Raw genomic sequence first — 13,141 nt, forward strand, 5'->3', positions numbered from 1 at the left:
GGCATATCGATCAAGATAAGCCCTAAGAGGTTAGTTAGTCAAAAATTTTATAAACTGCCTGAAAAGGTAGCGTGACGACATCAAATGCAACAGCAAAAGGGAAAAGTACCAGTTTCCCAGCTGCGCTACTTCCTGCATTTGAGTAGTCAACCTTCTGCTTTTGTGTATATATTTTTACGCTGTAAGGTTTACTTAACGGTTTAAATGCATTGAGATTATTGGCAACAGGATATACAAGACCTTCTAAGTCAATATTAAAACAAAAACGTTGAGCTTTAATCTTTTCATCACTATAAGAAGTACAGTCTCTAGCATTATTTTGTAAGTAAAATTCACGATCAGACTTTGATACATCCTCGGCAAGCATGACATATGAAAGTGATAAGTTTCCATTAAAACGACCATCATTGTCTTTTGAGTAAAAATCTAATTTATCCGTAATGGTAATGCGTTTAGGATCGAGTTTCGAAATGATCTTAACAAATTCGGGTCCACCTTTTGTAAGGACATAGCTATTTTTTTGTCCCATGATTACAAGACTATTTAACGGTAATTGAGGGATAGGTGATGATGGTTGACCAAATGCAACAACATAATCTGAGACTAATGTTTCTTGAACGTTAGTCGTGCGAATTCCGTCGTCCTTATCCATTAAAGTAGCAGTGGCACAGCCAGTTAATAAAGTTAAACTAATGGATGCAAGTGTTGCTAAAAATATATTTAATTTTTTCATAACTCATATTTCTTGTATTTTTTAAGGGGTCTTTTATAGCATCAAAAAAATATTTTTTAACAGAAATCTGATATGTGGTAGGTAAGGAGTGAAATAAAATGTATAAATTGAAAATTTTATTAAGTTAAATCGGAAATTTCGTCGGTTATTAACGCTTTGAACATTGTATTTTAAACTCAAGATTCTTATCATTGCTCGCTTGTTTTCGTGATCAGATTGGAATAGCAACTTGAGTAATTTTCTAAGCGAACACCTAATTCATCGTGATGAAGATTTCATGGTCATTCACAAACCAGAAGGAATACTCACTGTTCCGGGGAAAACAGCAGATTTACAAGATTGTGTGATCAATCGTTTATTAGATGTAGAGCCTAAAACTTTACTGATCCATCGTTTGGATCGGGATACATCGGGTATTTTGGTTTTTGGTTTGTCTAAGTTTGGTCAGAACCGTATTTCTCGTCAATTTCAAGAAAGACAAACGTCAAAAACATATCAAGCTGTAGTGGCGGGTCATTTGAAGGGTGAAGGAACGGTTGATGTTCCTGTTATTTATGATCCATCTCGTCCACCACTTCACATTGCTGAACCATCTCATAATAAGCCTGCACTCACACATTGGCAGGCGATAGAGCATTTCCAAATTCAAGGACAAGATGTAACTCGCGTGGCACTTACGCCTATTACAGGTCGTTCTCATCAACTCCGTGTACATATGCAATATTTGGGTCATCCAATTATTGGCGATACTTTATATGCGACACCAGAACAGCAAAAGCTTTCTGAACGCTTATGTTTACATGCGGAAAAATTAAGCTTTCACCATCCAAAGACAGAACAGCCCGTTGAGTTTTATTGCGCTGTTCCGTTTTAAGATGAAAGTGTTTCAAGAGATTTAATTTAGCTCACTTTTTAGTGAGCTTTATGTCAAAATATATTGCTTAAAGGTGTGGTTTTTTGGTCAAATGCTAGTCGATAGTATTAAATTAAAAACACATCCTAACTTCTAGATAAAGGTGGAAAAAATTGCAGCAGTTTGCTATTGGTCAACGTTGGCTTTCAGACACAGAAACAGAACTTGGTTTAGGGGTTCTCATTGATGTAGATGAGCGATCGGTCAGCATTTTATTCCCCAAAAGTGATGAAACTCGTGTCTATGCACGTAGCAATGCGCCTTTATCTCGTATTATCTTCAATCCTAAAGATGAATTAATGGATCAAGAAGGTACAACGTGGATTGTTGAGTCGAATGAAGATCGCAACGGTGTCATTCGTTATAACGTGATTCGTACACTTGAAGATGGTACAGAAGAGCGTAAATCTTTAAATGAAACGCGCATTGGCGCAAGCATTCAATTGTCTAAGCCTTTAGAGCGTTTGCTTGCAAGTCAAATTGATTATAAAGAATGGTACGATTTACGTATTGAATCTATGTTGATGCAAGCGAATATGAAGTCTAGCCCATTGCGTGGCATGATTGGTTCGCGTGTAGGCTTAATTCCGCATCAACTTTATATTGCACATGAAGTTGGTCAGCGTTTTGCGCCACGTGTTTTATTAGCCGATGAAGTAGGTTTGGGTAAAACGATTGAAGCAGGTTTGATTATTCATCAACAGCTTAAAACAGGGCGTTCTGAACGTATCCTCATTTTAGTACCAGATTCACTACAATATCAGTGGATGATTGAAATGCGTCGTCGTTTCAATCTTCAATTCTCGTTGTTTGATTTGACGCGTACGGCATCTATTAAAGAACATGATCCAGATTTAAACCCATTCTTGACAGAGCAATGTATCATCGCAAGTGTCGATTTAATGATTGACCACGATGATTTACGTGAACAAGCAATGGAAGCAGGTTTTGACCTGATAGTTGTCGATGAAGCTCATCACTTAATGTGGAATGAGGAAGATGGCGGTAATGACCGTTATGACCTTGTTGAAGAGTTTGCACAACAAACAGCGGGTGTGTTGTTATTGACGGCAACACCAGAACAACTGGGTGTGGAAAGTCATTTTGCACGTTTACGTTTGCTCGACCCACAACGCTTTAGTTCACTTGATCGTTTCTTGGATGAAGAAGAGCAATATCAACAAACTGCAAAAATTGCAGAAGTATTGATGTCAGATCTACCTTTAGAAGAAAGTCATTTGGTCGCTTTAGATACATTGTTAGGTCGCCGTATTGAAGATAATCCTGAACAGCGTTTCCGTGCAATTCATGAGTTATTAGACCGTCACGGTACAGGTCGTATCTTATTCCGTAATACACGTGAAGCAATTCAAGGCTTCCCTGGTCGTGATTGTCAACCAGCGCCATTACCAGCACCAGAAACTTGGTCTAAAGATGGTAAATTACGCGAGCAAATGTGGCCTGAAGAAGCGCAACTTGATGGCGCATGGATGGAAACAGACCCACGTGTAACATGGTTAATGGAAATGTTACGTACGCAATTGAAGCACAAAAAAGTGTTACTTATTGCACGTAGCGGCCCTGTGGTTGAAGCGTTAGAAAATGCACTTCGTATTCATGCGGGTATCCGTACGGCAATGTTCCATGAAGGCATGAGCTTACTTGAGCGTGACCAAGCTGCGGCTTATTTTGCTGAAGATTCTTATGGTGCTCAGATTTTACTATGTTCAGAAATTGGTTCTGAGGGTCGTAACTTCCAGTTTGCATCTGATCTAGTCTTATTCGATTTACCTGCAAACCCAGACGTACTTGAGCAACGTATCGGTCGTTTAGACCGTATTGGTCAAGAAAACCGTATTCAAATTCATGTGCCGTATTTGGAAGGTACAGCGCAAGAGCGCATGTTCCGTTGGTATAACGAAGGTCTAAATATCTTCAGTAATATTTCGCCAACTGCGCAAACTTTACAAGAAAACTTTATTGTAGATTTGAAAGACTGCTTGCTTGCAGATTTAGGTCAACAGTTTGAAGACTTGCTTCAAGGTGTCATTGTTCAACGTGAAGCGTTAGAAGCAGAATTGCAAAATGGTCGTGACCGTTTATTAGAATATAATTCATGTCGTCCTGTGGTTGCTCAAGAGATTGTGCAAGCACTTGAAGATTATGATGACAATACAACTTTGCCAATGTTTATGAAGCGCTTTATGGCTTCTACAAATATTGATTTTGATGAGCAAAGTAATGGTACGGTTATTATTAAACCAACAGATCAAATGCAAGTTCAAGGTTTGACACTTGATGAAGAAGGTATGACAGCTACGTTCTACCGTGATCAAGCGCAAATTCGCGAAGATGCTCAGTACTTAACTTTAGAACACCCATTTACTGAAAGTGTAATGGAAATGATTAATACACAAGGCTTTGGTAGTACCAACGTGTCTGTGTTGAAATCTGCTGCATTACCGCAAGGTTCTGTATTATTAGAAGTTTGGTTCAAAGTTGATGTTGTTGCACCAAAAGCATTGAACTTGCCTGCAAGCTTGCCACAACAATTAGTACGTGTGTTATTGAGTGAAAAAGGTCAGGATTTATCACAGAAAATTGCGCCTGATATTTTAAAACCTTATTTACATCACTTAGATGGTAATAGCTGCCGTCAAGTTGTAAAAGCGCGTCGTGATATTATTGAAGCACGCTATTCACAAGCTTTAGATCTTGCTAAAGGTGTGTTGCCACAATTTAAAGAGCAAGCAAAAGAAGTATATGGTGGTAAATGGCAGTATGAAATTGACCGTTTAACTTACTTAAAGCAGTTCAACCCAAGTATTCGTGAAGATGAAATCTTACGTTTACAAAAGTTCCAAAAAGAAGGTTTAAGCCTGTTAGATGGTTTAGCTGTAACACCTGAAGCGATTCGTGTAATGGTTGTTGTAAAACCATAAGATGGCACAATAAAAAAAGCACCTTAGGGTGCTTTTTTTATTTCACTTATTTTAAGAAGTAGTATTAGTCATTAAAATTATAGAAATAAACAGACTAGAGCAGAGTCGTTAAGATGTTATTTATGTACATTTAATTCATTTTATTTATGAAATAAAAAACCCGCAATAAATGCGGGTTTTTTAAAATTTGATGATTAAATCAAATTATTTTTTCTCAGCGGCAATAGAAGCAATTGCAGCATCTACGCCTTCAATTGAATCAGCAGCTTTTTTGATACGTGCAAGTGCATCAACAAGTACTTCATCAGCAGTTGCATAAGAAATACGCATGAAACCGCCTAAACCAAATGCATCGCCAGGAACTACAGCAACGCCAGTTTCTTCCAATAACCATTCAGAGAATTCTGTGCAAGATTTTAAACCTTTAGCACGAATTAATGGGCGGATATTTGCGTATGCATAGAATGCACCATCAGCAGGAAGGCAAGAAATACCGTTAATTGCATTTAAGCCATTTACAACTAAGTCGTGACGACGTTTGAATGCTTCAATCATTGGCTCAAGAACATCTTGAGGACCATTCAATGCAGCTTCAGCAGCAACTTGTGAAATAGAAGTTGGGTTTGAAGTAGATTGAGATTGGATTTTTTTCATTGCACCAATAAGTTTAGCAGGACCCGCTGCATAGCCAATACGCCAGCCAGTCATTGCATATGCTTTTGATACACCGTTAAGTACGATTGTGCGATCGTAAAGGTCAGGTGCAACAGTTGCGATGTTGTAGAATTCATCATCCCAACGGATTGGTTCGTACATATCGTCAGATGCGATATACACTTCTGGATATTTACGAAGAACTTCAGCTAAAGCTTCTAATTCAGCTTTAGTGTAGATCATGCCTGTAGGGTTAGATGGGCTGTTTAATACCACTAAACGAGTTTTGTCAGTGATTGCAGCTTCTAATTGTTCAGGAGTAATTTTGAAACGTTGTTCTTCACCACATTTCACGATTACAGGAGTACCTTCTGCAATAATAACCATATCAGGGTAGCTTACCCAGAATGGAGCAGGGATAATAACTTCATCACCTTTGTTTAACAAAGCTAAAGCCAAGTTAAAGAATGATTGTTTACCACCACAAGAAACCAAAATTTGGTTTGCAGCATAGTCTAGGTTATTGTCACGTTTAAACTTAGCAATAATTGCTTTTTTAAGACCTGGCGTACCGTCAACAGCCGTGTATTTTGTGAAACCATTATTGATTGCTGCAATTGCTGCATCTTTGATGTGTTGTGGTGTATCGAAATCCGGTTCACCAGCACCTAAACCAATAACGTTTTTGCCTGCAGCTTTTAATTCAGCAGCTTTATTGGTAACAGCAAGTGTAGGGGACGGTTTGATGGCATTTACACGATCAGAGAGACGTACGTCCACGGCAGTATTCCTTCTTATGGGGTTTAAAAAATAAAAAGCATATTATCTTATCCTAAAAACTCACCATTAGGCGTAGATAATCTATACAAAATAATAAAAAAATTGAAAAAATGATAAAACTCATTCATTTGTATGTAACGAAGTATGGCATTTACTTGCAAAGGGTCGCACTACTTTTAAAAATTCCGTACAATATGTGCAGTTATAATTGAGTGAATCTAATGAGCACCCAAAATACTCCCAAGAAAAGTCCCAAAGTAGCACTTCCTTTTCCTATAAAGAATGCTAATGATGCTAGAGGCGCAGATGAGGAAGTGGAAGGCTTACGTCCAAAACCACAACCTTATGCTGATCGTACTTGGATGCCACCTCGTGGTACGCGTCGTTCGATGGGTAAACGCTAATAAAAAAGGTGCTATTAAGCACCTTTTTTATGTCTATTCTTTTTAAGAAAGAGAGGAGTAGTATTCTTTCTTTTTAGAGTACATAGATTTATCTGCACGTCGAATCATATTTTCCATGCGTTCATTGGGCTGGGATGTTGCAGTACCAATGGCAAAATCAATTTTGTGTTCAGAGTAGAATTGATTGTCGATGGCAATAAGTTGGAATAAGGTATCTACACAAGACTGAAGTGCAGTTTCATCGGCACCTGGTAGTAAAATAACAAACTCATCGCCACCAATACGAGAAGCACTATAAAGCGTGTTTTGAATAAGCTGAGTTAATATGTTCCCTGTACGGCGTAGTAACTCATCGCCTTCATCGTGACCACGCTCATCATTAACCTCTTTTAAACCATTCATATCGATAAAAATACATGAAACAGGGCGTAATGAACTACGGTCTAATCGATTGAGTTCGGCACTAAAAAATGAGCGATTATATAGCTTGGTGAGCACATCATGCTTTCCTAGATATTCTAAATAATTTTCGGCTTTTTTACGTGCAGTAATGTCTGTGAGCGCAAGTTGCACCATACTCCAATCATTCTCGAAGCTAGGGAATACGGTAAATTGCAGTAATATATGACGAATACTGCCATCTAAAGCATAGTTAGTCGCTTCACATTGATGATGAAGATTGCCATTCCATAATTCAATGAGTTGATGTCGGAATGTTTGCAACGTCTCTTTACCAAATACCGTGTAAATATTTTGGAATAAGTGATCTTTTGAATTTGCACCAAATAAACTTAGTGTTGCTTGATTGACATCAATAATATTGATTTCACGCATACATTCAGTAATAAAGTCATTGTGAACATCAAGAAATGTGACAAAGTCATCGATGCCAAGAGCGCGTAAATGATCAAGGCGCATTTTAATTCGACTAAAATCTTCAACCCAAAGTGAGGTCGGTGAATAGTTGAAGCGAGCTTCTGCAATTGAGCGACTACGAGCTTCTAAACGACAAGCATCTTGATACGAAGTAATGTTTTCTGAGCTGAGTAAAATGAGAGATAAATCATCTTCATGGCCTGGTAATACCGTACCTCTTAAATGAATATCTAAACGCTGTCCAGTTAATGAGTAATTGATCGCCGTATTGGAAAAACTTTTTTCATTATTCCATAAAGCAAGTAATTCTTGTATGTGCGTTTCAGCCATGTCATTTCTAAAGATTTGACTTAAGTTGTCGCGTAAATGATCAATATTCTTTGCTTTAAATAATGCTAAAGTTTCACGGTTAACTTTAATAATTTTAATTAAGCTAGCGCAATGTAGAGCTCGAGAAAGATCTTCTCTTAAAAAGTGTTCTAAGTCTGTAATACCGTCTTTTTTCCAGCGGTCGAATTGATTTTTAACTTCGCTAAAATCTTCGAGCCAAAAGGGAATGGGTGATAAATCAAAAATTGAAGAATCAATAATCTCCATTTGAGTAATACCTAACTTTTTTATGTGTTTTAATGTGTGAAATATATCACTAAAAAATAAAAATAAACAAACGAATAATGATGTAAGTATTATGAAATTTCTATAATTTTTGAAATCTTAATCGGTTTAATAAACTTTATAATGTCAAAAACATTATAAAGTTCGATTAAATATTTTGAGGTAATAAAAACAACAAAGTTTATTTTTTGGCTTTATGCTCAGGTTTTGGGGCAGGAATATCACGACTACCATTCCATACATCAATAAAATCTGATTCATTAATGTTGTAAAGTTCAAGTATTGCTAAAATAGTGCCACCTAAAATAAAACGTGATTCGTTAAGCATGGGAAATTGAATAGCCTTAACACTTAGGTTGTGTAAAATATCTTCAATTTCGAAGGTGCGGTCACGACCATTACTGTCATTTGGATACATTTCTGTATTAATAATAATTTTGGCTAAGCTAATTTCATTATCGGTTAAATTGAGTTGTGCTAGTGAGTGCTCATTTTCTTGAGCATTATAAATATGGTCTGAATTAAAAAGTTCATGCAAAAATTTTTGGGTTAGTTTTGGAAGCGATTTTTCTACAAAAGGACGAAAAGAGGCAGGGAAAATTACATTATGACTAATCCCTTTAAACATCGGGGCAATTTCTTCTACTTTATAACCTGCAATACCACAGCCAATAGAGGTTACAAAATATTTATTTTTAGGGTGGTTTTTTGTATAGATTTTAAAGTCATCAATATAGTGTTGAATTTGAGATAAAGGCATTTGTTGTAAATGTTCATTCATAGTGGGAATGGCAAAACTTTGACCTGACCATCCACGTCCAACACCGTTTAAAGCACCAAAATACTCTAAAGCTGTTTTGGCTGCACCTGCACTATGTTCACCCGCCATGTTGCTTCCAAAGACAAAAGTCGTATCTTCAGCTAAATTTTTTACAATGCTTTCATCGTGATATTGGTAAGTCATGGCACGCTACGGTATCTAGATTCTTCACTTTATGTTGCCTTTGAATAGGTAAGGGGTCAAGCAAAACTTAGTCAAAAAATAAGTCTTTTAATAGAATAAAAATAAATCAATTTAGTTCTATTGTGCAAAGGAAATACACGAAAAAAATGAGGATTATTTATTGCTGAGAGTATGAATCTGCTAGAATCTTTGATCTAAAAATATATCGAGTGAAAGATACTGTGAGTGACCATCAACCTTTCGAATTAGTAACTAACTATGCGCCTGCTGGGGATCAACCGCAAGCAATTGAAAAGCTAGTCCGTGGTGTTGAACAAGGCATGCACGATCAACTTTTATTGGGTGTTACAGGGTCTGGTAAAACCTATACTATGGCAAATGTCATTGCTCAAACGCAAAGACCAACTATTGTCATGGCACATAATAAAACATTAGCGGCACAGCTTTACGGAGAGTTTAAAGCTTTTTTCCCACATAATGCTGTTGAATATTTCGTAAGTTATTACGACTATTATCAGCCTGAAGCTTATGTACCATCTTCAGATACCTTTATTGAAAAAGATTCTTCGATTAATGATCATATCGATCAAATGCGTTTGTCGGCAACGCGTTCATTATTAGAACGTCGTGATGCCATTATTATTGCTTCTGTTTCTGCTATTTATGGTTTGGGTGATCCAAATGCGTATATGAGCATGTTGCTTCATGTGGTGCAGGGTGATTTTATTAATCGAGATGACATTATTCGTCGCTTGGTTGAAATGCAATATTCAAGAAATGAACTTGAATTTTTACGTGGTACTTATCGCATACGTGGGGAGATTATCGATATTTTCCCAGCAGAATCTGAGCAACATGCTATTCGAATTGAGCTATTTGATGATGAAGTTGATTCGATTCGTTGGTTCGACCCAATTACAGGGAAAATGGTAAAAAAAGTTCCACGTGTTACGATTTATCCAAAGAGTCACTATGTAACGCCTAAAGATAATTTAGAACGTGCAATAGGAACCATAAAAGAAGAATTAAAAGAGCGGTTAGTGTTTTTTCGTGAGAATGACAAATTACTCGAAGCTCAGCGTATTGAACAACGTACTCGTTACGACTTAGAAATGATGCAGCAATTGGGTTATACCAATGGTATTGAAAACTACTCACGTCATTTGTCGGGCAGACCTGCGGGCGAAGCACCACCGACTTTGTTTGATTATATCCCCGATGATGCCTTACTTATTATTGATGAGTCTCACGTGACTGTTCCTCAAATTGGTGCGATGTATAAAGGTGACCGTTCACGTAAAGAAAACTTAGTAAATTACGGTTTCCGTTTACCAAGTGCATTGGATAACCGTCCTATGCAATTTGAAGAGTGGGAGCGAATTGTTCCTTCTACTATTTATGTGAGTGCCACGCCAGCGCGTTATGAATTGGAAAAATCTCAGCAGATTGTTGAACAAGTCGTTCGACCGACGGGACTAATTGATCCTGAAATTGAAATTCGTCCTGTATTAACGCAGGTGGATGATGTTCTTTCGGAAATTAATCTTCGTACGGCATTAAATGAACGTGTTTTGGTGACAACGCTGACCAAGCGGATGGCGGAAGATTTAACATCTTATTTAAAAGAATATGGTGTAAAAGTCGCTTATTTACATTCAGATATCGATACTGTTGAGCGTGTTAAAATTATTCACGATTTACGTATGGGCGTACATGACGTTTTAATTGGTATTAACTTGCTGCGTGAAGGCTTAGATATGCCAGAAGTATCTTTGGTTGCTATTTTAGATGCGGACAAAGAAGGTTTCTTGCGTTCAGAAAGATCGCTTATTCAAACTATTGGTCGTGCTGCGCGTAATTTAAAAGGTAAAGCAATTTTATATGCAGATCGGATAACCGATTCTATGCAAAAAGCGATTGATGAAACAGATCGACGTCGTACCAAGCAAATTGAGTTCAATAAAGAACATGGTATTACACCACGTAGTGCAGTTCGCCAAGTGATTAAAGAAATTGATACAGGTGAAGTGTTAAATGATGATCAAATTGAAAGCCAAATTGCAGAACAGGATAAAGCAATTTCAGCAGATGAGCGTTATTTAATGTCGGATCCGAAACTGTTTGCAAAACACCTTGCAAAACTTGAAAAGGAAATGCTTAAAGCATCGAAAGAGTTGCAATTTGAACAAGCTGCTCGCTTACGTGATGAGATATTACGTTTAAAAGCTCAAATGGTACAGTTGAGTTAAATAGTTGAAATATTTATTACATTTTTCAACATTTAAAATTTGAAAAATAAGATATTTTAAAACAACGTATTTAAATTTAACCAAAGGTGTATTTATGGCAAGAGGTATTCCTAAAGCGAGTTATAAACTGGCGAAAATTGCACTTGGTGGAGTGGTTTTAGTCGGATTGGGTATGGCAACAATGGCCTATGCACAATCAAAACCATTAAATACTGTAGAGAAGGTTGAGTTAGATAAATACCTTGGTGTTTGGTATGAAGTTGCTCGAAAACCTTTATCTTTTCAGAAGATGTGTGCACGTGATATTTCTGCTAGATACACATTAAATGAAAATGGAAATATTGTTGTAGATAATCGTTGTTATGATCAAGAAGGGCAATTAAACAAATCTTTAGGTGAAGCTTATGTACAAAATGCTCCTTTTAATTCTAAATTAAAAGTCAGTTTTTTACCTGAAGCAATTCGTTGGTTACCTGTTGGGCGTGGTGACTATTGGATTCTTAAAATAGATACAGATTATGAAACAGTGCTAGTCGGTGAGCCGAGTCGTAAATATATGTGGGTGCTTTCTAGACATACTGAAATAAAACCTGAAGTATTGAATGAGTATTTAGAATACGCAAAGTCTGTGGGTTATGACTTATCTGATTTAATTAAAACACCACATACAATTAAAGATTAAGTTTAATCAGTCAATTTAAATATAAAAAGCCATGTTTTGACATGGCTTTTTTATTCTCTGTTTTCATTATTTGAAAATTATTTTTTGACTCTGTTGAAGACTTAAAATAATGAAATAGATATACTGATGGGTAAAATATTTTTAGAACATTATATTCAGTAAATAGGGGTTTTAGATGTACAAAGGCGTTTTCTTGTCGGTTTTGGCATCGATCACTTTTGGTGTACTGTATTTTTATACAGAATTTCTAAAACCTCTGAATAGTGAAGAAACATTTGCATGGAGAATGCTTTCCACAATTCCATTTTTAACGTTGTTAATGTGGTGGATGGGCGATTTAAAGCTTATTTCTGATATTTTAAAACGCGTTATAAAACAACCTATATTGATTCTTTGGTTAATTTTAAGTTCTATCTTATGTACATCCCAATTGTGGTTATTTTTATGGGGGCCGATTAACGGACGTGGTTTACAGGTTTCGTTAGGTTATTTTCTTTTACCTTTGGTAATGGTGCTTATAGGATGTTTACTTTACAAAGAGAAATTAAGTAAGTGGCAAATAGCAGCCATTATTCTTGCTGTTTTAGGTGTGGGGCATGAGATTTGGCGTATAGGTTCGGTGGTTTGGGAAACTGCGTATGTCGCATTGGCTTATCCATTATATTTCTTTTTACGCCGTGTATTTAAAACTGATAATTTAGGCGGTTTTTGGTGGGATTTAGCTTTGATCTTACCGCTTTCAGTTTATTTAGCATTTGTTTATAGCGATACTATTTCTATTATTGCTGCTTTCCCGTATTTGATTTTAGCTGTTATTGGTTTAGGTTTTTTAAGTGCATTGGGTTTAGGAAGTTATATTTTAGCAAGTCGTTATTTGCCCTTTGTGATCTTTGGTTTATTGAGTTATTTAGAGCCCGTACTTTTAGCATTCGCTTCAATATTATTGGGGGAGCGTGTTCATGCTGCGGAATTACTCACCTATATTCCAATTTGGGTTGCTGTTTTATTACTAGTAGTAGAAGGGAGTTTACATTTGATTAAGCAAAAGAAAAAACAAGATGAGTTAAAAATGAATGCCAATAATTTAGAAAAACGTCTTGGTCATGATGAGTAGTAGATTTAGTTGGTTTAAATTTATCGATATAAGGTAGAAATAAATCAGTGAATCAAATTAGAATGCGCTGAAGATTTTTGTAACTAAATATCTTAGAGTGAATATATTTGCTCGAAAATTGCTTATATTTTGCAGGTGTTTTATCTTTGTTTAGATTTTTATTTTTTGAAAATATAAACATAAGCGACTTATACGCTATGATTTAGAAAAATTAT

Annotated in this window: 10 protein-coding genes; 6 read left to right on the forward strand and 4 right to left on the reverse strand. The window is 36.4% G+C overall.

The genetic code is table 11. From position 1 onward, the window contains the following. Window positions 1–34 precede the first annotated feature (34 nt). Complete coding sequence (locus AC5YDH_RS03125) at window positions 35–733, reverse strand: YidX family protein (RefSeq protein ID WP_496116838.1); 699 nt, start codon at window positions 731–733, stop codon at window positions 35–37. Between the two features lie 229 nt (window positions 734–962). On the opposite strand from AC5YDH_RS03125, the gene AC5YDH_RS03130 reads away from it, so the two are divergent. Both AC5YDH_RS03130 and rapA read left to right on the forward strand, forming a co-directional pair. Next, window positions 963–1,607 (forward strand): RluA family pseudouridine synthase, encoded by a 645-nt coding sequence (locus AC5YDH_RS03130; protein ID WP_496116839.1) that lies wholly within the window; start codon window positions 963–965, stop codon window positions 1,605–1,607. A gap of 152 nt (window positions 1,608–1,759) precedes the next feature. Next, a complete protein-coding gene (rapA, locus tag AC5YDH_RS03135; protein ID WP_496116840.1) occupies window positions 1,760–4,588 on the forward strand; it encodes an RNA polymerase-associated protein RapA in 2,829 nt (942 codons plus the stop codon). A 204-nt stretch (window positions 4,589–4,792) separates the two neighbouring features. On the opposite strand, the gene AC5YDH_RS03140 is transcribed toward rapA, so the two are convergent. After that, window positions 4,793–6,022: a pyridoxal phosphate-dependent aminotransferase gene (locus AC5YDH_RS03140; RefSeq protein WP_496116841.1), complete on the reverse strand. Its 1,230-nt coding sequence runs from the start codon at window positions 6,020–6,022 to the stop codon at window positions 4,793–4,795. A gap of 221 nt (window positions 6,023–6,243) precedes the next feature. Here AC5YDH_RS03140 and AC5YDH_RS03145 point away from each other — a divergent pair, with 221 nt between their 5' ends. Further along, on the forward strand, window positions 6,244–6,426 hold the full coding sequence (locus AC5YDH_RS03145) for a hypothetical protein (RefSeq protein ID WP_496116842.1): 183 nt from the start codon (window positions 6,244–6,246) through the stop codon (window positions 6,424–6,426). Between the two features lie 42 nt (window positions 6,427–6,468). On the opposite strand, the gene AC5YDH_RS03150 is transcribed toward AC5YDH_RS03145, so the two are convergent. Both AC5YDH_RS03150 and AC5YDH_RS03155 read right to left on the reverse strand, forming a co-directional pair. Further along, complete coding sequence (locus tag AC5YDH_RS03150) at window positions 6,469–7,899, reverse strand: diguanylate cyclase domain-containing protein (RefSeq protein WP_496116843.1); 1,431 nt, start codon at window positions 7,897–7,899, stop codon at window positions 6,469–6,471. Window positions 7,900–8,098: 199 nt separating this feature from the next. Then, on the reverse strand, window positions 8,099–8,881 hold the full coding sequence (locus tag AC5YDH_RS03155) for an A1S_2505 family phage non-structural protein (RefSeq protein WP_496116844.1): 783 nt from the start codon (window positions 8,879–8,881) through the stop codon (window positions 8,099–8,101). A gap of 221 nt (window positions 8,882–9,102) precedes the next feature. Between AC5YDH_RS03155 and uvrB the strand changes: the two genes are divergently transcribed. The 3 genes from uvrB to rarD all read left to right on the forward strand — a co-directional run bounded on the left by uvrB (window position 9,103) and on the right by rarD (window position 12,926). Next, window positions 9,103–11,130: an excinuclease ABC subunit UvrB gene (uvrB, locus tag AC5YDH_RS03160; RefSeq protein ID WP_496116845.1), complete on the forward strand. Its 2,028-nt coding sequence runs from the start codon at window positions 9,103–9,105 to the stop codon at window positions 11,128–11,130. Window positions 11,131–11,224: 94 nt separating this feature from the next. After that, window positions 11,225–11,812, forward strand: coding sequence for a lipocalin family protein (locus AC5YDH_RS03165; RefSeq protein WP_496116846.1), 588 nt, complete (start codon window positions 11,225–11,227; stop codon window positions 11,810–11,812). 175 nt (window positions 11,813–11,987) lie between these two features. Continuing rightward, the gene (rarD, locus tag AC5YDH_RS03170) at window positions 11,988–12,926 is read left to right on the forward strand and encodes an EamA family transporter RarD (RefSeq protein WP_496116847.1); all 939 of its coding nucleotides are present in this window, start codon (window positions 11,988–11,990) and stop codon (window positions 12,924–12,926) included. The last annotated feature ends 215 nt before the right edge of the window (window positions 12,927–13,141 follow it).

It is taken from the genome of Acinetobacter sp. FY683 (assembly GCF_059515885.1).

Bases quoted from the DNA above. Each gene is read 5' to 3' on its own strand.
- AC5YDH_RS03125 (WP_496116838.1), bottom strand. From the start codon at position 733: ATGAAAAAATTAAATATATTTTTAGCAACACTTGCATCCATTAGTTTA.
- AC5YDH_RS03145 (WP_496116842.1), top strand. From the start codon at position 6,244: ATGAGCACCCAAAATACTCCCAAGAAAAGTCCCAAAGTAGCACTTCCT.
- AC5YDH_RS03150 (WP_496116843.1), bottom strand. From the start codon at position 7,899: ATGGAGATTATTGATTCTTCAATTTTTGATTTATCACCCATTCCCTTT.
- AC5YDH_RS03155 (WP_496116844.1), bottom strand. From the start codon at position 8,881: ATGACTTACCAATATCACGATGAAAGCATTGTAAAAAATTTAGCTGAA.
- AC5YDH_RS03165 (WP_496116846.1), top strand. From the start codon at position 11,225: ATGGCAAGAGGTATTCCTAAAGCGAGTTATAAACTGGCGAAAATTGCA.
- rarD (WP_496116847.1), top strand. From the start codon at position 11,988: ATGTACAAAGGCGTTTTCTTGTCGGTTTTGGCATCGATCACTTTTGGT.